Source organism: Bradyrhizobium sp. CCBAU 53421, assembly GCF_015291625.1.
GTDB lineage: Bacteria > Pseudomonadota > Alphaproteobacteria > Rhizobiales > Xanthobacteraceae > Bradyrhizobium.
The window spans coordinates 471,310-492,672 of the sequence record NZ_CP030047.1; the positions used below are offsets into that span (position 1 = coordinate 471,310).

17 protein-coding genes and 1 tRNA gene are annotated in these 21,363 nt (G+C 65.7%); 7 read left to right on the forward strand and 11 right to left on the reverse strand.

What is annotated here, in order from left to right; all coding sequences use genetic code 11:
- Positions 1-45 precede the first annotated feature (45 nt).
- Complete coding sequence (locus tag XH92_RS02265) at positions 46-996, reverse strand: GlxA family transcriptional regulator (RefSeq protein ID WP_194457780.1); 951 nt, start codon at positions 994-996, stop codon at positions 46-48.
- Positions 997-1,121: 125 nt separating this feature from the next.
- Between XH92_RS02265 and XH92_RS02270 the strand changes: the two genes are divergently transcribed.
- Both XH92_RS02270 and XH92_RS02275 read left to right on the forward strand, forming a co-directional pair.
- Positions 1,122-1,925, forward strand: a complete 804-nt coding sequence (locus XH92_RS02270; protein ID WP_194457781.1) for an SDR family oxidoreductase — start codon at positions 1,122-1,124, stop codon at positions 1,923-1,925.
- Positions 1,926-2,029: 104 nt separating this feature from the next.
- Positions 2,030-3,187, forward strand: coding sequence for an ROK family protein (locus XH92_RS02275; RefSeq protein WP_194457782.1), 1,158 nt, complete (start codon positions 2,030-2,032; stop codon positions 3,185-3,187).
- A 198-nt stretch (positions 3,188-3,385) separates the two neighbouring features.
- Here XH92_RS02275 and XH92_RS02280 read toward each other — a convergent pair whose 3' ends face one another.
- The gene (locus XH92_RS02280; RefSeq protein WP_194457783.1) at positions 3,386-4,249 is read right to left on the reverse strand and encodes an alpha/beta fold hydrolase; all 864 of its coding nucleotides are present in this window, start codon (positions 4,247-4,249) and stop codon (positions 3,386-3,388) included.
- 213 nt (positions 4,250-4,462) lie between these two features.
- On the opposite strand from XH92_RS02280, the gene XH92_RS02285 reads away from it, so the two are divergent.
- A tRNA-Ser gene (locus tag XH92_RS02285) sits at positions 4,463-4,552 on the forward strand.
- A 230-nt stretch (positions 4,553-4,782) separates the two neighbouring features.
- Here XH92_RS02285 and XH92_RS02290 read toward each other — a convergent pair.
- Positions 4,783-5,475: a helix-turn-helix transcriptional regulator gene (locus XH92_RS02290; RefSeq protein WP_246788177.1), complete on the reverse strand. Its 693-nt coding sequence runs from the start codon at positions 5,473-5,475 to the stop codon at positions 4,783-4,785.
- A 364-nt stretch (positions 5,476-5,839) separates the two neighbouring features.
- Here XH92_RS02290 and XH92_RS02295 point away from each other — a divergent pair, with 364 nt between their 5' ends.
- Positions 5,840-7,201: an MFS transporter gene (locus XH92_RS02295; RefSeq protein WP_371817922.1), complete on the forward strand. Its 1,362-nt coding sequence runs from the start codon at positions 5,840-5,842 to the stop codon at positions 7,199-7,201.
- A gap of 62 nt (positions 7,202-7,263) precedes the next feature.
- On the opposite strand, the gene XH92_RS02300 is transcribed toward XH92_RS02295, so the two are convergent.
- From XH92_RS02300 to XH92_RS02325, 6 genes are all read right to left on the reverse strand, one after another.
- Complete coding sequence (locus XH92_RS02300; protein WP_194457786.1) at positions 7,264-8,148, reverse strand: sigma-70 family RNA polymerase sigma factor; 885 nt, start codon at positions 8,146-8,148, stop codon at positions 7,264-7,266.
- Entirely contained in the window at positions 8,145-8,783 is a 639-nt protein-coding gene (locus tag XH92_RS02305; RefSeq protein ID WP_194457787.1) for a flavodoxin family protein, read from the reverse strand. The genes XH92_RS02300 and XH92_RS02305 overlap by 4 nt, the downstream gene beginning before the upstream one ends.
- A 773-nt stretch (positions 8,784-9,556) precedes the next feature.
- Positions 9,557-11,146: an ABC-F family ATP-binding cassette domain-containing protein gene (locus XH92_RS02310; protein ID WP_194457788.1), complete on the reverse strand. Its 1,590-nt coding sequence runs from the start codon at positions 11,144-11,146 to the stop codon at positions 9,557-9,559.
- Positions 11,147-11,284: 138 nt separating this feature from the next.
- A complete protein-coding gene (locus tag XH92_RS02315) occupies positions 11,285-12,604 on the reverse strand; it encodes an Hsp70 family protein (protein WP_194457789.1) in 1,320 nt (439 codons plus the stop codon).
- Between the two features lie 120 nt (positions 12,605-12,724).
- On the reverse strand, positions 12,725-14,086 hold the full coding sequence (locus tag XH92_RS02320) for a carbohydrate porin (protein ID WP_210345534.1): 1,362 nt from the start codon (positions 14,084-14,086) through the stop codon (positions 12,725-12,727).
- 17 nt (positions 14,087-14,103) lie between these two features.
- A complete protein-coding gene (locus XH92_RS02325; protein ID WP_194457790.1) occupies positions 14,104-16,479 on the reverse strand; it encodes a glucose/quinate/shikimate family membrane-bound PQQ-dependent dehydrogenase in 2,376 nt (791 codons plus the stop codon).
- 330 nt (positions 16,480-16,809) lie between these two features.
- On the opposite strand from XH92_RS02325, the gene XH92_RS02330 reads away from it, so the two are divergent.
- Positions 16,810-17,559, forward strand: coding sequence for a class I SAM-dependent methyltransferase (locus XH92_RS02330; protein ID WP_194457791.1), 750 nt, complete (start codon positions 16,810-16,812; stop codon positions 17,557-17,559).
- Positions 17,560-17,568: 9 nt separating this feature from the next.
- Here XH92_RS02330 and XH92_RS02335 read toward each other — a convergent pair whose 3' ends face one another.
- Both XH92_RS02335 and XH92_RS02340 read right to left on the reverse strand, forming a co-directional pair.
- On the reverse strand, positions 17,569-18,054 hold the full coding sequence (locus XH92_RS02335) for an SRPBCC domain-containing protein (RefSeq protein ID WP_194457792.1): 486 nt from the start codon (positions 18,052-18,054) through the stop codon (positions 17,569-17,571).
- A gap of 7 nt (positions 18,055-18,061) precedes the next feature.
- Positions 18,062-19,018: a LysR family transcriptional regulator gene (locus tag XH92_RS02340; protein WP_194457793.1), complete on the reverse strand. Its 957-nt coding sequence runs from the start codon at positions 19,016-19,018 to the stop codon at positions 18,062-18,064.
- Positions 19,019-19,119: 101 nt separating this feature from the next.
- Between XH92_RS02340 and XH92_RS02345 the strand changes: the two genes are divergently transcribed.
- Together XH92_RS02345 and XH92_RS02350 are read left to right on the forward strand one after the other, a co-directional pair.
- Complete coding sequence (locus tag XH92_RS02345) at positions 19,120-20,301, forward strand: MFS transporter (protein ID WP_194457794.1); 1,182 nt, start codon at positions 19,120-19,122, stop codon at positions 20,299-20,301.
- Between the two features lie 22 nt (positions 20,302-20,323).
- Entirely contained in the window at positions 20,324-21,358 is a 1,035-nt protein-coding gene (locus XH92_RS02350; RefSeq protein ID WP_194457795.1) for an aldo/keto reductase, read from the forward strand.
- The last annotated feature ends 5 nt before the right edge of the window (positions 21,359-21,363 follow it).

Genomic DNA, 21,363 nt, shown 5'->3' on the forward strand with positions numbered 1-21,363 from the left:
GCCAAAAATGAAGGGTTTGGCGCGGTTTTGGTCCCGGATCGGCCGTCAGGCCGCGGTTTGCACGGCGGCCCGCGCGTGCCGGCGGATGGCCTGCGGCGGCTGGCCCAGCACCCGCAGGAACGCCCGCCGCATCCGTTCGCGATCGGCAAAGCCGGTTTCGACGGCAATTTCGTCCATCGAATGGCGGCCGTCGCCGATCAGTTCGCGCGCCGCCTCGACCCGGAGCCGCTCGATCGCCTTGGCCGGCGACTGGCCGGTCTCTGAACGGAAGGCGCGGCTGAACTGGCGCGGGCTGAGCCGTGCCACCTCGGCCAGTTCCTCCACCGACAGCTCGTTGCGCAGGTGCGCCTTGGCGTAGTGGAGCGCGTTCTGGATGCGGTCGGACTTCGGGTCGAGCTCGAGCAGCGCGGAGAACTGCGACTGGCCGCCGGTGCGGCGGTGATAGACCACGAGCTTGCGGGCCACCGAGCGGGCGACCTCGACGCCCATATCATGCTCGACCATCGCCAGCGCCAGATCGATCGTCGCGGTCATGCCGGCCGAGGTCCAGATCGGCCCGTCGACGATGTAGATGCGGTCCTGCTCGACCTTGAGCCCGGGGAATCGCGCCTGCAATTCCGGGGCGAACTGCCAGTGCGTGGACACGCGCCGGCCGTCGAGCAGGCCGGCTTCAGCGAGTGAGAACGCACCGATGCATGGCGCCGCAACACGCTGCGAGGTCGTCATCGCGCGTCGCATGTAGTCGATCAGTTTTGGGGATGCCGGATGAAGCTCGTGGCCGGCGCCGATGAACAGCGTGTCGAAGCTGCGCGCGCCAAAGGCTTCGGTCTCGACATTGAAGCCGGCGGACGACCGCACCGGGCCGCCATTCTCCGACAGCAGCGTGACCTCATAGAAGCGCTGGCCTGCGATCAGGTTGGCGACCTCGAAGGCGGTGATGGCGGTGAAGCCCATCACCTGGAACTCCGGGAAGACGACGAAGCCGATCTCCTGCATGGCACTCTCCAACGGCAATCTGTGTCCTAAAAAGGTGTATATATGACATTTGAGACATGCAAGGGGGCCTGTAGAACCTGACCGGCGGCCAAAATCGGCCGTCCAGGGTCAAACAGGAGACCAGCATGACCAAGTCAGCCAAAGGAACGGCGCTCGTTACCGGTGCGTCGTCCGGAATCGGTGCCATCTATGCGGACCGGCTCGCACGGCGTGGCTACGATCTGATCCTCGTCGCACGTAACCGCGAGCGCCTCGATGGGCTCGCCAAGCGTCTCGCGACGGAGACAGGCCGATCGATCGAGATCGTCGCCGCCGACCTCACCAAGCGCGGCGATGTATCGCGGGTCGAATCCATTCTGCGCAGCAATGCCGGCATCAGCGTGCTGGTGAACAATGCCGGCGTCGGCGCCACCGCGCCGCTGCTCGCATCCGACATCGACAAGATGAGCGAGATGATTGCGCTCAACGTCGACGCGCTGATGCGCCTGACCTATGCGGCAGTGCCGGGATTCGTGGCGCGCGGCGGCGGCACCATCATCAACATCGCCTCGGTCGTCGGCGTCCAGCCGGAACTGCTCAACGGCGTCTACGGCGGCAGCAAGGCCTTCGTGCTCGCGCTGACCCACTCGCTGCAGCACGAGCTGAAGGACAAGAACATCCGGGTCCAGGCTGTGCTGCCCGGTGCCACGGCCACCGAGTTCTGGGATATCGCCGGCACGCCGGTCGCGCATCTGCCCGGCGAGATCGTGATGAAGGCCGAAGACATGGTCGATGCCGCGCTCGCCGGCTTCGACCAGGGCGAGGTTTTCACCGTGCCGTCGCTGCCGGAGGCCGCCGACTGGCAGGCTTATGAGGCAGCCCGCCAGAATCTGATACCGAACCTGTCGCGCAGTTCGCCTGCGGCGCGTTACGGGGTGAAGGCGGCCTGAGGCCCCCGCGATAATTGCGTCCCGCGGGCCAGGCGCTGGCTTTGCGGGACGCAACCATTTGAGTTCCCGGTTGTTAGTGCTGGGAACCTCAAGCGGGCAGGCGAATGGCCGAAGACACCGGACTGACGACAGGCATCGCGCACCACGGTGCCGCGCGGCTGCCATCCGTCGACATCGACAGCTTCAACATCGAGCTGAAGGACGACGAGGGTTTTCTCGGCGATCGCGCCTCCAAGGGCGCTTTCCGCAAGATCTTCGACCGTTGGCGCAAGCCGCTGCGCAAGTCCGGCGAGGATCCGTTCGGCGACGAGCCGTCGGACAAGATCAGCAAGAAGAAACTCGACGAGATGCTGGTCGGCGACGACACCGAGGCCTCCGCGGTCGTGCACAGCGCGATCGAGGAGTTTGCCCAGGAGCTCGCCTATGTGACGCGGCGCTTCCTCAACACCAAGGCCTGGGCCAAGACCGAGCGCATCGTGGTCGGCGGCGGCTTTCGCGACTCCAGGCTCGGCGAGCTCGCGATCGCGCGCACCGACATCATCCTGAAGTCGGAGGATTTCAAGGTCGACATGGTGCCGATCCGCTTTCATCCCGATGATGCCGGGCTCATCGGCACGCTGCATCTGGCGCCGTCGTGGATTTTCGAGGCCCATGACGGCGTGCTCGCCGTCGATATCGGCGGCACCAATATCCGCTGCGGCGTGGTCGAGACGCGCTGGAAGAAGGCGCCGGATCTGTCCAAGGCGGCGGTGTGGAAATCGGAGCTGTGGCGTCACGCCGATGACGAGCCGACCCGCGAGGGCGCGGTGAAGCGGCTGGTGAAGATGCTGAAAGATTTGATCGCGGTCGCCGAGAAGGAGAATCTCAGGCTCGCGCCGTTCATCGGCATTGCCTGTCCCGGCGTCATCAAGGAGGACGGCGGAATCGAAAAGGGCGCGCAGAACCTGCCGGGCAATTGGGAGAGCAGCAAGTTCAACCTGCCGGCGAGCCTGGTCGAGGCAATCCCGCAGATCGGCGATCATGACACCGCGATCGTGATGCACAATGACGGCGTGACGCAGGGACTGGCCGAGGTGCCGTTCATGCAGGATGTCACGCGCTGGGGCGTGCTGACGATCGGAACCGGGCTTGGCAATGCCCGCTACACCAATCGCAAGAAGGACAACGGCAAGGGCGAGAACAAGGCCGAAAAGAAGGACAAGGACAGCGAGGACGAAAAGGACGAGAAGAAGGCCAAAAAAGCCAAAAAGGCCGACGCTTGAGCTCGCGCGCGGTGGCGATCGCGCGGTAAGGTTGACCGGTTAGGTTAAAATCGGGTTCGCGTTGCCGATCCGGCGCCGGCCGCTACCGTGGGCCGTGTCGCTCCCGCCGACCGGCGAAGCCGCACTTCCCGGCCAGCAATACTGGAAAGCGGCACGGGACCGCCAGTTTTTGTCGCGTCCTGGCGGTCCCACCACTTTCTACCTCCAATTGATCCGCGCGAAGAAGCCGGCGATCTCGCTAGCCGCGCGGTCGGGGTCCTCGCGATGCGGGAAATGCCCGACATCGGGGAACATCTTCAGATCCATGTTGGAGAAGGTCTCGCCCAACCGGTCGGTCCAGGCATAGGGAAACAGCGGGTCGTGCTCGGCCCAGCGGATGCAGGTCGGCACCGTGATCGGCGGCAGCGCGGGGGCCTCGCCCTGCATCATCCTCACGCGGCCCGCATGTGACGCGCGATAATGCGCGAAGCCGCCGGCGAGGTTGCCGGGCTTGAAGAAGTTGTCGGCGAAGTCCTCGATCACGTCGTCGAACGCGGCCTTGCGGTGCGTCCAGTTGTGCAGGAAATGGCCGATATAAATGCGGCAACTGTCCCTGCTAGCACCGACCAGCGCGGGCGCCATCTCCATCTGATGGAACGACTGGTACCAGATGTGATTCAGCCGGTCGGGCGCGGCCATCCGCGGACCAATGCCGGGATAGACGAAATCGAACAAGAACAGCCCGGCGATGCGCTCCGGCGCCTTGCGGGCGAGCGGCTGCATCACCGCGCCGCCGACGTCGTGACCGACCACGCCGGCCTTGTCGATCCGGAGTGCGTCCAGCAGCGCCAGCATGTCGTCGGTATGCTGATCGGGGCCGTAGGCGCCTTGCGGCTTGTCGCTGTCGCCGAAGCCGCGCAGATCGGGCGCGATCAGCGTGTAGCGGTCGGCGAGGCGCGCCATAACAGGCTTCCAGGTCAGCCAGAATTCCGGCCAGCCGTGCAACAGCAGCAGCGGCGGGCCGCTCCCGGTCCGCGCGACGTGGAACGCCGCGCCATTGGCTCGAATCGTCACATGCTCCATGGGGCCGCTCCTGCTGTTCTGCGTCGCCCGCGCGCCGACCGGACCAGAACCGTCCAGCTAGCGCGTTGTTTCCCCGCGCTTTCTCGCGCTGCCCCGGTGCTTCGATGGGGCGATGCGCCAGTGACGGAAATATTATTGCAGCGCCTTGTCTGGCCCGCCATCCTCGCCTAGAACACGCCCCGACCTCGGGTGGCGCAAATCACCCGGACCACTGGAGAGGTGGCAGAGTGGTTGAATGCACCGCACTCGAAATGCGGCATAGGTGCAAGCCTATCGGGGGTTCGAATCCCTCCCTCTCCGCCACCCTGCGCCCTGCCGGGCTTCAGGTGGCAGGCCACCCTTTCAGACCAGGGCGAAGGGTGTCTCCCCGAAGCTTCGTGGAAGCGTAGGGCCACAGCCCCCTGACATTCCAACGATCTCGACCGCTCGCCTGACGCTCCGTGCGCAGGTTGTCGACGACTTCCCCGCCTACCAGGCGTTCCTGGCTTCGTCCCGGTCCGCCGGCTTCGGGTATCGGACGCGTTGGAGCTGACTCAACCCGAGATAACCGCTACCCGGCCTCTGGACAGTGATGCAACCTGCCCTTCGCGTCCATCCCTCGGGAGTGCGCCCTCGATGCCGAACGTTGTGGCGAGATCTCTGACACCAGCAGGCGTCACGACGAGCGCACGGCTATCCCTGACATGCTCGACCCAATCGTGCTCGAGAGCGTGATGAAGGATGGCAGCGCCGAGCGCGCCGGCCAGATGCGGTCGGCGCTCGCTCCAGTCGAGACAGGGGCGACAGAACACGCGGCGCTTGGAGGCGAGGCGAAGATCGACGCCGAACTCATCGAAGAATGACCGACCGGCATCGGTGAGTTGTCCGCCATCCTCGTCGAGCAGAATAAACGACTGTTGGACAAGGCGGTCGGCGATTGCGACGGCGATGCGGCCGGCCATGTGGTCATAGCACGTCCGCGCGTGTCGGAGCGTCTCTCCGCCGCGCCAGAGATTGCGCTGCCGGGCGGGGCCGTCCTGCGCCACGACCATGAGGCCTTCCAGCACGCGCGCGACGTGCGGAGAGGCCAGGCGAAAATATCGTCGTCGGCCCCGCTTTGCGAGCGCAAGCAATCCGGCGTCGCTGAGTTTCGCAAGATGGCCACTCGCTGTCTGCGGCGCCACGCCGGACAGATAGGCGAGCTCGGTGGCAGTCAACGTTCGGCCATCCATCAGCGCACTGAGCATGTTGGCGCGCGCCGGATCGCCGATGAGTGCCGCGACCTGGGCGATTTTAGGTCCCGTATCCATGTCTTGTTTTTACGCCGACGAGGACGCAGCGCCAAGCACGAATACTTCGGCCGAGATCGTAGTGTTTCTGCAAGACCGGTTCAATCGCGGGACATAGGTTGTCTGGACACCACCAGGCCGCAGCGAAAGGCATCGCCGCGACGGGACGAAAGTCTCGCGGCTCCAAGTATTCGATCGGCATCGAATGAAAATCGCAAAGCGGGCTGGTCTGAGTCATCAAAGTCTCACAGACAACCGAGTGTGATCAATGCAAGCAACTTCGCTCAACACAAGGCAGCCGGAACAAGCCGGCTCTGACAGCATGTCATCCCGTTCGCCTCTCGCCGCGGCGCTGGCGCTTGCCGCCACGAGCCTCGGCCTCGGCGTCGTGCAGCTGGACATCACCATCGTCAATACCGCGCTGAGCAGCATCGGCACCTCGCTCGGCGGCAGCGTGGCCGAGCTGCAATGGGTGGTGACCGCCTACACCATCGCATTCGCTGCCTTCATTCTGACCGCCGGTGCGCTCGGTGATCGCGTCGGCGCCAAACGGATATTCATAGGGGGCTTTGCAATCTTCACGTTGGCTTCGCTCGCCTGCGCCTTGGCTCCGTCGACGACGTTCCTGATCGTTGCTCGCTCCGTGCAGGGCCTGGCGGCGGCAATCCTGGTGCCGAACTCGCTGACGCTGCTCAATCACGCCTATACCGATCCGAAGGCGCGCGGCCGCGCGGTCGGCTTCTGGGCCGCGGGTGCGAGCGTTGCGCTGACTGCGGGGCCGCTCGTTGGCGGCGCGCTGATCGCACTGGTCAGCTGGCGTGCGATCTTTCTCGTCAACCTGCCGATTGGCGCCGCCGGCCTCTGGCTCGCCTGGCGTTACGCCGAGGAGACGCCGCGGCTCGCGCAGCGCGAGATTGATCTGCCGGGACAGATCGCGGCGATTGCAACCCTCGGCACGCTGGCCAGCGCCCTGATCGAGGGCGGCGCGCTGGGCTGGAGCCATCCGCTCGTCATCATGGGCTTCGCCGGGGCGGCCGTAATCGGACTCCTGTTCGTATGGCGCGAGGCGCGCGCGCCGCAACCGATGCTGCCGCTGTCGCTGTTCCGCCATCGCATGTTCGCGCTGACCGCTCTGGTCGGGCTTCTCTTCAACATCGCCTTCTACGGCCTGATCTTCGTGCTCAGTCTCTACTTCCAGAACGTCAACGGCTGGTCGCCGTTCGCAACGGGCCTTGCCTTCGTGCCCATGATGGCCATGGTGCTGCCCGCCAACCTGATCACCGCGTCGGTCAGCGAGCGCCTCGGCGCGCCGCAAACCATTGCGCTCGCTTGTGTGCTCACCGCCGCGGGCTGCGTTGCGCTGCTGCCTATCGCCTCAGGCACCAGCTACTGGGCGATCGGCGCTCAGCTCATCATCCTCGGCGGCGGGCTCGGCCTGCTCGTGCCGTCCTTGACCTCGACGCTGCTCGGCAGTGTCGAGAAATCGCGATCCGGCATCGCCGCCGGCGTGTTGAACGCGACGCGGCAGACCGGCAGCGTGCTTGGCGTTGCCCTGTTCGGCTCGCTGGTTGCCGGGAACGACGCGTTCATGGCAGGTGCACATGCCTCGCTGGTGATATCGGCCGCTGTGTTGCTCGCGGGTGCGGTCGCGATCGTGCAGGGCCGAGCAAAGGAGGGACGATGACAGGGGGCAGGTCGAACTCATGCGGCAAACAGGTACGCTGAGCGGAGACGCGTGAAGCGCGATCAGTTCCGCCAGCCCGTCACATCAGGCACGTTGTGCAGCTTGTCGGGATTGCGGGTCACATAAACGGCGACGATCCGTTCGTTCTCGATATGCAAGGCGGTCGTTTGAACGAGGTCGTCCTCGATGGTGATGAAGCCCGGCAATCCGTTGATAATCACGTAGCGAATCAATCGTGAGGGATGCACGGCGAACAGGCGGGCGAGCCCCGCGAAACGCTCCAACGCGGCTTCGAGTCCGACCAGAGGTCGCGTCGGTGCCGGGACCCGGCCACCGCCATCCGCATAGACCGCGACATCTTCGGCGAGCATGGCGCGGAGCGCAGCAAGGTCGCCGGTCCGCGTTGCCGTGAAGAACGCATCTGCGAGCCGCAGGCCTTCTTCGCTCCCGACGACGAACCTGGGTTTGGCAGCGTGGATATGCGCGCGGGCGCGGCTGGCAAGCTTGCGGCAGGTCGCAGCCTCGCGCCCGATCGTCTCCGATACGGCATCGAACTCCAGTCCGAACACATCATGCAGCAGAAAGGCCGCTCGCTCCAACGGCGACAAGCGTTCCAGCGCCATCATCAGCGGCAGGGTCAGATCGTCGGCGGACTCCTCGTCTTCAGGGTCGAAGAATGGCTCGGGCAGCCACGGTCCGACATAGGTGACGCGCCGACGCCGTGCGGATTTCAATTCATTGAGGGCCAGGCGCGTGACGATGGTGTGCAGGAGTGCCTTGGGATCGCGCACCTGATCGCGATCGGCGGCGAGCCAGCGCAGCCAGGCGTCGTGCACGACGTCCTCTGCGTCGGCGACCGAACCGAGCATCCGATAGGCGAGCCGGACCAGCCGCGGCCGCAGCTCGGCGAAGATTTCTGCCGCCGATGCTTTAGCCGCTTTTGTCATGACGCTGCCCGAACGGTCGCTGTGGCCGCGTCACGGCCGCGCGCAAATTGCAGCGCTGTCTTCGCCACGCGCTGTCCGAGGTGACGGGCGGTTGCAAGATCGGATGCCGGCGGCGCGGTATCTGCGCCCTCATCGGTATTCGATTGCGCGCCGGCTCCGAGCCAGAACCCCAGCCTGTTCGGATCGGCATCCGATCCCGAAGCGGAGTTGTTTCCCGGCGGCAGGTCGAGATTGACCCAGTGCATGCCATGCTGGGCAGCGAACAATGCAAGCTGGATCAAAGTGGAGAGCTTGTCGCCGGCGTGTGCCCCCGAATTGGTGAAGCCGGCCGCGAGCTTGTCCTTCCACCGATAGCCCTTGGACATCACCGCACTGGACGTCGCTTCCTGGAAGGCTTTGAAGGCCGCCGACGCAGCGCCCATGTAGGTCGGCGTGCCGAAGATCAAAGCTTCCGCAGCCATCAGCCTGTCCCAGTTCTGCTCCACGCTCTCGACAGGCACCAGCAGCGCCTCCGCGCCGTCGACGTCTCCAACGCCGGACCCGACGGCCTCCGCCTGACGCCGGGTGTGGCCGTAGGCGCTATGATAGACGACCGCGATCAGGGTGCGACCGCCTTCGGTTCCGATACTATGCATGGTGTCCTCTGCTGCTGGCATTGCAGAAGTTAAGACAAGGCAGCGCGTCGAAACGTGACATGCCCTCGGAACATTCCTCCGGAGGATATTGCGCCAATTGACCGCCGCTCGGGCTGGGGTGGCGCCTGCTCGCTACTGTGCATGGGGTTGTTTTCGATATTTTGCCGGGAGCCGGTCCCTCTGGACGCGATCGACCATTGTCGGCGCGCCGACGGGCATCGGTAACCTTAATTTTTCGTTTCGATTGTCGTTAGAATTTTATCGATTATCCTCGTGACAGTTGAGCGGTGTGACGAGCCGCACGATGAGAGGCAACAGCCGAGTGGCTTGACGACCTCTCTGGAATCGAAGGGTGGGCAGAGCGCAGTGCCAGCCACCTTTCGGGCTGTCCGGCGGCGGCCGGCAGGGCAAATCAATTCTGAAGTGCATTTGATTGCCAGGTTGCGGTGCATGTCGCGCCGCACGATGCTTCTCAATTGGGATTTCCAAGATGACGTTCGCGCATTTTTTGCTCGCGGCCGGTGGCGGCTTTTTGTTGCTGGCAGGCTTCGTCGCATTTGCTCTCTGGAGAAACGCGCTCCATTCGACGGCGCGGATTTAGCAATAGGCGATATCAGCTCCGACGGCCTCGCTCATGGGGATGAGCGAAGCTGGCGGAACGGCCGCACCGCCGCGCGGCCTGACAGCCGAGCACCGCGCCTACATCCTGCCCCCGGCGACGCGTGCTCGGCTGTTCATTTCCTGGCCGGCCTCGAAACGTTGAATTGCGCACATCACCTGCACTCGGCGAGATCCAACCTGCGCGTGATTGCGATGGCATCGAGGAAGGTCTCGTCGTGGCTGACGACCAGCAGCGCGCCGTCATAGGCGCGCAGCCCGGCCTCGACCGCTTCCATCGATTCGATGTCGAGGTGATTGGTCGGCTCGTCGAGGATCAGGAGCGGCGGCGGGCTTACGCCACCCAGCACGCAGGCGAGGCCGGCTCGCAGCAACTGGCCGCCGCTGAGGCTGGAGACAGTCTGCAGCGCGGCGTCGGCGCGAAACATGAATCGCGCCAGCGCCGCTCGACAGGCGTTCTCGTTGGCATCCGGATTGATGCGCCGGAAATTATCCAGGATCGAGACTGACGCATCGAGCAGGCTGACGGCCTGATCGAACATCGCAAAGCGGGTCATCACCTCGACGGTGCCGCGCATCGCGGTCAGTTCGCCGCTGACGAGCTTGAGCAGTGTCGTCTTGCCGGCGCCATTGGGGCCCGTGATTGCGACGCGCTCCGGACCCGACATCGCGAAGGTGAGACCGCGCAGGATCGGCGCCTCCGCAGTGTAGCCGGCATCGGCGGCTTCGATCCGCAGCACCATCCTGCCGGCGGCCAGCTGCGTCGACGGCAGTCGCACCGAGAACGGTTGCAGCACCTCGATACGCTGGCGCGCCGCGGTCGCCAGTTCGAGCGCTTGCGTCCGCCGCCGCTCGGCGAGGCGGGCATGCTCGCCGCCGGTGTCCTCGCTGCGATCCTTGCGCAGGCCGGCGGCGATGCGCGGCAGATCGCCCTTGGCGCGCTTCCTCGCGCCGGCGCCGTCCCTGCGCGCCTGCCGTTCGGACGTGTCCCTTGCCTTGCGGTCGATCTCGGCGACGCGCTTCTCGGCATCGGCCAGATCGTGGCGTGCCGCCGACAGCTCGATCGCCTTGCGCGCACGGTACGCGCTCCAATTGCCGCCGTAGCGTTGGGCTTCCAGCGAGGTCAGTTCGACGATCGCGTCCATGGTCTCGAGCAGTTCGCGGTCGTGGCTGACGATGATGGTGCCATGCCGCCAGCCGGCGAGCAGGTCGACCACCGCCTGACGTCCGGCGCGGTCGAGATTGTTGGTGGGTTCATCCAGCAGCAGAAAGTCGGGTTCTGCAAAGGTCAGCGCGGCGAGGCGCGCCCTGGTCGCCTGTCCGCCGGACAGCACCGCCAGCGGGGCGTCGAGGGCATCGCTGAGACCCACACGCGCGAGCGCGGACGCAATACGGGTGTCGAGCGTCCAGTCGATATCCGCAAGCTCTTCGGTGCTCGCAAGACCCTGTCCGGCGCGGCGCAATGCGGCCAGCGCGTGCCGCGCGCCGAACAGATCGACGACGCATTCGCCCGGTTTCACCTGCACCGTCTGATGCAGCATCGCGACGCGTCCCTGAACCGTGACCGTGCCGGATTGCGGCGCGCGCGCGCCTGCGATCAGGCCGAGCAGCGTCGTCTTGCCGACGCCGTTGCGGCCGACAAGGCCGGTGCGTTCGGGGCCGAAACTGAGATCGATGTTGGAGAGGAGAACCCGGCCGTCAGGCGCGGACAGGGTTAGATGGGAGAGCGTGATCGATGCAGGCATGGTGATGGATTTCCCGGTGGGCAAGGCAGATCGGCTTTGCGGTCCGGATGAAATCCATGGCTGTCGGCATCCTCTCGAATTAATGATTGAACTGATGTAATCCGGCATTGAGCCGGGATCAAGGCGCGAAGCGAGCCGTCACGCCGCTTCGGCGAAGGTCCAGCGGTCGGGATCAGGCGTGTTGCCGATCAAGGCGAGACCATAGGCGATCGATTCGAATTGATCCGCCGAGGTCAGCCGCGCCTCGCCGAAGCGCTCGGCGAACAGGCGCTGCACCGCCGGCACGAACGAGGTGCCGCCGGTCAAAAACACCTTCTCGACGTCGCGCGCGGTGATGCCCGACTTCGCCAGCGCTTCGTCGACGGTCGCACCGAGTCGCTCGATATCGTCGGCGATCCAGGATTCGAAATCGTCGCGCGTCACGGTCGCGCCGATATCGATGCCTTCGCGGGCAAAGCGGAACTCGACGCAGTCGCGGCTCGACAGTGCGACCTTGGTGTCGGACACGGCGCGGTAGAGCGCGAAGCCGAGATCGTGGTCGACGATGGTGATGAAGTCGTGCAGCGGCGCCGGATCGAGCGCGGTGCGCGCCAGCTGCTGCAATTCGCGCAAATCGCCGTTGCCCCGCATCATCGCGAGCTGATGCCAGCGCGCGAGGCTCGAATAATAGTGATTGGGGATCGGCAGCACCTTGTCGAACGAGCGGTAGTTGGTGCCCTTGCCGAGCCGCGGCGAGACGATGTGGTCGACGATGCGGTAGTCGAAGGTGTCGCCGGCGATGCCGATGCCGGAATGTCCCAGCGGCTCGGCGCGCAGCACGCCGCCCTTGCGCGAGAAGCGCATGACGGAGAAGTCGCTGGTGCCGCCGCCGAAATCGGCGACCAGCACCGTGGCGTCGTGGTCGAGGCTGCGCGCGAAGGAGAACGCCGCGCCGACCGGCTCGTAGACATAGCGCGCGTGGCCGGCGCCGAGCCGCTCGAATGCGGCCCGGTAGCGCTGCATCGCGAGCTCGTCGTTGGGATTGCCGCCGGCAAACTTCACCGGGCGGCCGACCATGATGGTCGGCGCGCCCAAGTCGAAACCCTCGCCGGCATGGCGCGTCAGCGTGCGCAGGAATGCCGCCAGCAGATCCTCGAACTTGTAGCGCTGCCGGAAGATCTGCGTGGTGTTGAAGGCCGAGCTTGCCGCAAAGGTCTTGAACGACTGGATGAAGCGATGGATCGTGCGTCCCTCGAGGAACTGCTCGATCGCCCACGGGCCGCCCTCGGCGCGCGGATGCAGGCCGGCGCCGGGCCGTTCCTCCCAGAAGCACAGCGCAGACACATAGACGCTATGCGTGCGGCCGCCATGGTCGAAGCGAACAGCTTCGACGCGGCCGTCGCCGTCGGATAGGGCAACCACGGTGTTGCTGGTGCCGAAATCGACGCCAATCGAGACGGCGGGCGGGGCGCTCGTCATGTCATGCTCGGATTGTCTGTGAAAGGGGGCGGACCTTTAGCGGCTTTGACCGCGTTTGCCAACCCTTGCGGACGCCGCGGAGGTCACGATCAAGCGAATGACAACGGCGTCATGCGCGCGTCAGAAATTCGCGACCGTCTTCAGGCCGAACACCAATGCGTTCGCGTTCCTGCTGGTGCCGCCTGGGTCGATCACGTACTGGACGTTCGGCCGCACCTGCAGGCCGGCAAGCGGTCGGTAGGTGTAGTAGAGTTCCATGACATATTCGTTGCCCTGGACCGCGACCGGACCGAGGCCGGCCAGATTCTGCAGCTCCTCCGACCAGGCGATGCGGCCGTTGACATGGGTGGTGCCGACGGCAAATCCGATGTCGTCCTCGGGTCGCCCCTGAAGTGGGCCGGTATAGGTCAGGCCGCCCGCGATCTGATAATCGGTGGTGGCCGTGCGGCGGTCGGCCATGGTCGCATTGAAGAACAGGCTGAGCATGCCCGCGGAGCTCGCTTGCGATGGACGGATGACCTGCTGGACGAAGCTGACATACGCCCCGTAACGTCCGCGGCTTTGCAATAGCGGCTGCCCGCTGAGCACGGCCGGGTTGCCGTTGGCGTCGGTGACCACGTCGGGGGCGATCGATGTGTCGTACCAGCCGCCGAACTTGTAGCTGCCTTGCAGATTGCCGAACCTCGGCAGCCAGGCGATCTCGGCCGGGATGAGCAGACCCGTGGATCCAGAGTAGAACACGGGAAGCGCCGACTGCGAGACTTTCAGGTAATTGGGATTGGAGTCGTACACACCGAACTGAAAATAGCCGAAGCCTTGCAGGTTGAATTTCAGCCGGGTGGCCCAATAGCTGACCGGCCAGTTGTAGATGTAGTTGCCGACGAGGTTGCCGGGCTGCGCGCCGCAGAAGGTCAGGTTCTGGAAATCGCAGGCGAAGGTTGCGAAATCCTCGCCGAACGGCATCCGCCCGATCTTCCAGTCGACCAGGCCGCCAGCGAACTTCTGGTCGTACCAGAAGTCCGTGAGCCGCAGGGTCTGGCCGCGTCCGAACAGCTCCTGCACCTGCTGCAAGGTGCCGAGGCCGGCGTCGTCGCTCAGATTGCTGCCGTTGCGGTCGGTCCATGTGACCTGGACCGTGCCGCCGGGCACGACGCCGAGCTTTGCAAGATCGAACGTGGCGCCGAAGGTCCATTGATCGGTGTAGGCGACCTGCTGCCGCTGACCGCCCGTTGCATTGCCGGCGAGCTCGCTGGTGTAGCCGAACTGAAAATCGATGCCGGCGTTCAACAGCCTGGTGCGCGCGCCATTCCAGTCGCCGAGCAGCCAAGGGACTGGTGCTGGCGCCGGATTGGCCGCTGCGCCGGCGACCGTCAGATCGGCAGCGCGTGCGATGTTGGATACAGAGACGAAGATTGCCGAGAGACCGAGCCAAAGGTAGATCGCCGCTGGATGCTTCGCCCGGTCACCGGATAACGCAGCCATGACGACGCTCTCCCGGTTCAATCCTTCAACGCATAGGCGATGACGTAGTCGCCGCGCTTGGTGCCGAACGAGCCGTGGCCGCCGGCCGCGGTGACGATGTATTGCTTGCCGCCGGCCTCGTAGCTCATCGGCGTCGATTGCGCGCCCGCGGGCAGACGATCTTCCCACAGCACCTTGCCGTCGCGCACGTCGTAAGCCCGGATCGTGTACTCATAGGTCCCGGTGTAGAACGCGACGCCGCCGGCGGTGGTGATCGGTCCACCCAGCATCGGCACACCCATCTTGAACGGAAGCGGCAGCGGCGTGGTGTCCCTGATCGTGCCGTTGGGATGCTGCCAGACGATCTTCATCGTCTTCAGATCGATCGCGGCCATCGAACCCCATGGCGGCCGATAGCACGGCACGGAGAGCGGCGAGAGGAAGCTCGAAATATCCACACCGAACGGCGTGCCGTACATCGGCTGCGTCCCGACCTCGCTGCCGACCGGCTTCTCGGCCGTCGGCGCCGGAGGATTTTGCGGGCCGCGCGGAATCAGCCGCGAGGCGAACGGCAGCGACATCGGATTGGCGATCGCGATCTGCCTGACAGGATCGATCGCGATGCCGCCCCATTCGAACATGCCGAGATTGCCGGGGAAGACCAGCGTGCCCTGCAGCGACGGCGGCGTGAACGTGCCCTCGTAGCGCAGCCGGTGGAACATGATCCGGCACAGCAGCTGATCGAAGATCGTGCCGCCCCACATGTCCGCGCCGGTCAGCTTTGCCTCCGGGCGGAAGGTCAGGTCGGAAAACGGCTGGGTCGGCGCGGAGCGGTCGCCGGGCGCGGCGCCCTGCGGCACCGCGCGTTCCGGCGCCGGCACGATCAACTCGCCGGTCCTGCGGTCGAGCACGAAGATGTTGCCCACCTTGGTCGGCTGGATGATCGCGGGAACGACGCCCTTGGCTGTCGTCACGTCGACCAGGCTCGGTTGCGAGGGAACGTCCATGTCCCAGAGATCGTGATGCACGGTCTGGTACGACCAGGCGCGCTTGCCGGTGTTGACGTCAAGCGCGACGATCGAACTGGAATAGCGTTCGACCAGCGCATTGCGATTGCCGCCCCAGATGTCAGGCCCGTTGTTGCCGGTCGGAATGTAGACCAGGTTCAGTTTCGGATCGAACGAGGCCGTGATCCAGGAGTTCGGCGAGCCGTTGGTGTAATGCCGCGTCGGCGACGGCAGCGCGTTCTCGTCGGCCGCGGCGGAGTCCCAGGCCCAGACCAGTTTGCCGGTGTAGACATCGAAGCCGCGGATCACGCCCGAAGGCACCTCGACCGCGTAATTGTCGATCACCGCGGCGGCGACGACCAGGATCTTTTCACTGACCACAGGCGGCGACGTCGGCTCGAAGAACCCTGCGGTCTTGATCCCCATGCCCTGCTGCAGGTCGAGGATGCCGTGATCGGCAAAACCATCGCAGAGCTTGCCGCTGTCGGCATCGAGCGCGATCATGCGGCCGTCGTTGACCGGCAGGAAGATCCGGCGCGGACATTCGGCGGGCGCCGGACTGCCGCCAGAGTCGACGGCACCCGCCGCGGTCTCGTGATAGGAGACCCCGCGGCAGGTCATGTGCTGGAACGTCTTGTTGTGCACGAGCTTGGGGTCGTAGCGCCAGCGCTCGGTGCCGGTCCTGGCGTCGAGCGCGAACAGCACCTGGTGCTGCGTGCAGAGATAGAGCGTGTCGCGCACCTTGATCGGCGTGACCTCGAAGGTGGTCTCGCCGGAATCCTCCGGTGTCTTCACGTCGCCGGTACGGAAGGTCCAGGCGACCTTGAGGTTGCCGACATTGTCGGGCGTGATCTGTTTCAGCGGCGAGTAGCGCTGGCCGAATTGCGTGCGGCCGTAGGCGCGCCAATCGCCGTCGGGCTGCGGATCGGCCTCGCCTTGCGGCACGGCAGGCCCGGCTTCGGCGATCGTGCCGTTGATGTCGTGATAGCTCGACAGCAGCCCGGCCACGAGGACGACTGCTGCCGCCACCACGCCGATCCAGAGCGGCGCCGTCGCGCGTGCGTACGACACCGGCTCGTTGCGCAACAGCCCGCGAGCCATCACCGGCGTCAGCAGCCAGAGCGCCATCGGGAAGATGATGTCGCCGCGCGCCGCGAGCGGCCACCAGTCGAATTTCACCTCGTAGACGGCCCATGCCAGCGTGCCGACCAGCACGATCGCAAACAGCCAGAGCGCGGAACGTCGCTGCGCCAGCAGGAGCGCAGCGGTCGCGAGAATGCCTATGCCGATGACGATGTAGGAGATCGATCCGCCGAGTGCGGCGAGCCAGATGCCGCCGCCCGCGAGGGCCAAACCGATCAAGGCGTAGACGATACCCGTGACAAAGACGGCGCTGGATCGCTGCATGGCTGCACCAGTGCGGAAGAGGCACCGGGCTTGTCCCGCGCAAGCGCAACAGACCGCGTCCGCTTTCAAGAACTGTGGTTCAATCAACCGTAACTTGCAACTGGGAACTGCGACGTTGGTGCAACACAGGCGTGCAAAGTTGCGCTGCTTGCCGAAGCAAGATCATTCAAACTGCGCGCACCTTGTTCAAGAAGCAGCTGCGCCGGGGCCTTGGCGCTGACGCAAAGGTGACGGGCTTCAGCGCATTTTGCATCGATGCGCTCTTCCAGTTCTGCGCTGGCGCTGCTCTATAGTCCCAGGCAGATTTGCCGGCTCGCAGGAGAAGCAAAGATGACACTGAATCCTACGGCCAAGAATTATCGTGTCGCGGTCGCCGCCTATGAGGCTGGCCGGCCCAGCTATCCGGCGGAGATCATCGCCGCGCTGCCGCTCAAGACCGCACGCTGCGTCGTCGATCTTGGCGCCGGAACCGGCAAGTTCACCCGCCTGCTGCTGCCGCATCTGTCCGAGACGGCGCGCCTGGTCGCGATCGAGCCGGTCGCCGAGATGTCGGCAAAACTCGCGAACGAAGCCGGGATCGAGGTCATCAACACCCGCGCCGACGCGACCGGCCTCGAGACCGGCAGCGTCGATCTCGTGACCTGCGCGCAGGCGTTCCACTGGTTCGACAACGAGCCGTCGGTCGCCGAGATCGCGCGCCTGCTGCATCCCGGCGGTACGCTGGCGCTGGCCTGGAACAACAGGGACGACCGCGCGCCGTGGGTCGATGCGTTGTCGGCGATGATTGAGAAATACGCGGGAGACACACCCCGGCAACGCTCCGGGCACTGGCGCTGGATCTTGAACGACCCTCGCTTCGTGCTCGAGAAGGAAATCGTGCGGGAGCATCCGCATCGGATGCCAAGGCAAGGCGTCTATGAACGCGTGGTGTCGACGAGCTATGTCGCCAATCTTCCCGATGCGGCGAAGGCGGATATTCGCGACAAGACCGACGCCATCCTTCGTGACGCCGGTCTCGGTGATGCCGACGAGGTGGTGTTTCCTTATGTCACGCAGCTCTTTCTGCTGAAGCGGACGTAGATTTCGTTACTACGCGGCGCGTCCGTGCTCGACGGCCTGCTTCAGGCGCGGCAGCGCCATGCGCCAGTAGAACGCGACATGTTTCGCGCCTGAGTCAGACCCGATTTCCCACCCTTGCCCGCGGCGAACCGGCGATGGTGGCACCTGCTGGGTGACGGTCAGCACCGTCTCGCCGCCGTCAGCCGCGAGCGTCATCGTGATCGTCGCATAGGATTGCGGAATATCCGGCAGGCCGGAGACCTGCGACCAGTAGGAATATGCGAGCCGCGACGGCGGCTTGACAAGCAGGACGAGGCCCTTGTCGCGATAGCGCTTTGCGCCGATCTCCGCCTCGATCTCGATCGGTGTGCCGATCTGCCAATCGGTCCTGAAATGCGCGTTGCGCCATATCTCGCCGCCGTTGGGGTCGACGATCGCGTCCCATACCTGCGTTGGTTGAGCGGCGATGCGAATCGACTCGGTGACAGTCTGCAAGGTCAGGGGCTCGTTCGTCATCGCACGCTCATTTGTCGCCGACGATCTTCCATTTTCCATCCGCACCACGCCGCAGCGCCGGATCGCCGATGCGGATATTGCTTGCGAGAAAATCGATGAAGGCGCGCACCCGGGCCGGCAGCGGGCCGGCGTGGCCGACATAGACCGCATGGATGTCCTCGCGATCGCCGGGATTGAGATTTTGCAGCACCGGCACCAGACGCCCGGCCTCGATGTCGGGACCGATGTGGAACAGCGCCAGCCGTCCGAGCCCAGTACCGCCGAGCGTGAGCTGGCGCGCGGCTTCGCCGTCGCTGACGCGGGCGACCGGCGGCGGCAACGCCTCCTCGATCTTCTCGGCGCGGCGGAACGGCCAGCCGCGGATGCTGCGCGGAAAGGTCCAGCCGATGCCGCGATGCGCGGCGAGGTCGGCCGGCGTCTTTGGGGTGCCGAAGCGCGCGAGGTAGGAGGGTGCTGCGACCACCACCATGCGGCTGGTGCCGAGCTTGCGCGCGATCAGCCGCGAGGCGCCGAGCGGGCCGACGCGGATCGCGACGTCGGCGCGCGCCTGCATCAGATCGACCAGCGTGTCGGTCAGCACGATGTCGAGCGTGATGTCGGGATGCTCGCGCATGAAGCGCGGCAGCAGCGGCATCACATGCAGCATGCCGAACGGGATGTTGCTGTTCACGGTGAGATGGCCGCGCGGCACGCATGAGGCGGCCTCGCGTTCGGCCTCGTCGATATCGGCGAGGATGCGCTGGGCGCGCTGGTAGAAGGCCTGGCCCTCCTCCGTCAGTTGCAGCTTGCGGGTGGTGCGGTTGACCAGCCGCGTGCCGAGCCGGGTCTCGAGCCGGGAGACCAGCTTGCTGACGCCCGATGGCGTCAGGCGCAGGCTGTTCGCGGCCGCCGTGAAGCCGCCGAGATCGACGACGCGGACGAACACGTCCATCTCCCCGGAGCGGTTGGTGTCTGTTCGGGACATCTTGAATTCAGGTCACAAATGATTGGATTGCGGCCATTCTAATCCTTCCTCGCCCGGACCGCTATCTCGCATTGCGGAATCCTCACCCTCCGGAGCGACACATGCCTGCTGCAGTCCTTGCCTTGACCGCCGGTGCCTTTGGCATCGGCACCACCGAATTCCTCATCATGGGCCTGTTGCTGCAGGTCGCCGCCGACATGCACGTGTCGGTATCGGCGGCGGGGCTGCTGATTTCCGGCTACGCGCTCGGCGTGTTCGTCGGCGCGCCGATCCTGACGCTCGGAACGCGGCGGATGCCGCGCAAGGCGGTGCTGCTGGCGCTGATGGCGATCTTCACGCTCGGCAACGCCGCCTGCGCGCTGGCGCCGAACTACGAACTGCTGATGGCAGCGCGCATTCTCACGTCACTGGCGCACGGCACCTTCTTCGGCGTCGGCTCGGTGGTCGCGACGAGCCTCGTGCCGGAAGACAAGCGTGCGTCGGCGATCGCCACGATGTTCATCGGGCTGACGGTCGCAACCTTGCTCGGCGTTCCCTTCGGCGCCTGGTTCGGCCTGATGCTCGGCTGGCGCGCAGCGTTCTGGGCGGTCGCCGTAATCGGCGTGGTCGCGTTCATCGTACTGGCGATGCTGGTGCCCGGCCATGTCGGCGCCAACGACAAGCCCGCGCCGCTGCGCGATGAACTCGCCGTGCTCGGCCGCCCGCAGGTGCTGCTTGGCCTTGCGATGACGGTGTTCGGCTTCGGCGGCCTGTTCGCGGTCTTCACCTATGTGCAGCCGATCCTGACCCGGCTCACCGGATTCTCCGACGCCGCGGTGTCGCCGATCCTCCTGGTGTTCGGCGCCGGCCTTGCGATCGGCAACGTCGCGGGCGGCCGGCTCGCCGACAAGGGACTTGCCCGGGCGTTGCTGGTGTCGCTCGGCGGCCTCGCCGCCGTGCTCGTGGTGCTGGCGGCGGTGGTCTCGATCAAGGCGCTGGCGGTGGCGCTGCTGTTCATTCTCGGCATCGCCGCGTTCGCGACCGTCGCGCCGCTGCAGCTCCGTGTGCTGGAAGCCGCCGGTGTCGAAGGGCGGACGCTGGCCTCCAGCCTGAACATCGCGGCTTTCAATCTCGGCAACGCGCTCGGCGCCTGGGCCGGCGGCGTCGCCATCGATCGCGGCCTCGGTCTCGGCGCGCTGCCGCTGGTCGCCGCCGTCATCACCGCGGTCGGACTCTTGCTCGCGCTGTGGAGCCTGCGCCTCGACCGGCCGGTCGTCCTCGCCACGCAGTGCGCGGCCGAATGAACCTTATTGAAGGAGTATGACCATGGACTATCGCAATCTCGGCGCGTCCGGCCTGAAGGTCCCGGTGCTCAGCTTCGGCACCGGCACGTTCGGCGGCCAGGGACCCCTGTTCTCGGCCTGGGGCCGCAGCGGCATCGATGAGGCGCGGCGGCTGATCGACATCTGTCTCGAGGCCGGCGCCAATCTGTTCGACACCGCCGATGTCTATTCCAACGGCGCGTCGGAAGAGATCCTCGGCGCCGCGATCAAGGGCCGCCGCGACAAGGTCTTGATCTCGACCAAGACCGGCCTGCCGATGGGCGACGGTCCGCTCGATGCCGGCACGTCGCGCCATCGTCTTGTCGCGGCCGTCGACGCCGCGCTGAAGCGGCTCAACACCGACTATATCGACCTGTTGCAGCTTCACGCCTTCGATGCCTTCACGCCGGTCGACGAGGTGCTGTCGACGCTCGATGCCCTGGTGCGCGCCGGCAAGCTGCGCTACGTCGGCGCCTCGAATTTCTCCGGCTGGCACCTGATGAAATCGCTCGGTGTCGCCGAGCGGCACGGTTGGCCGCGCTACGTCGCGCACCAGGTGTATTACTCGCTGGTCGGCCGCGACTATGAATCGGAGCTGATGCCGCTCGCGCTCGACCAGGGCGTCGGCGCGCTGGTCTGGAGTCCGCTCGGCTGGGGCCGACTCACCGGCAAGATCAGGCGCGGGCAGCCGCTGCCGAAAACCAGCCGTTTGCACGAGACCGCGCAGTTCGGGCCGGCGGTCGATGACGAGAAGCTGTACGCGATCGTCGACGCGCTGGACGTTGTGGCCGGCGAGACCGGCCGCAGCGTGCCGCAGGTCGCGATTGCCTGGCTGCTGACGCGGCCAAGCGTGTCCTCGGTGATCCTCGGCGCCCGCGATGAGACGCAGCTGCGTGACAATCTCGGCGCAGTCGGATGGTCGCTCTCGGCAGTGCAGATCGCGCGCCTCGACAAAGCGAGTGCGGTGATGCCGGCCTATCCATACTACCCCTACCGAATCCAGGAAGGGTTCGCGCGGCTCAATCCGCCGCCGGTGTAAGCCGG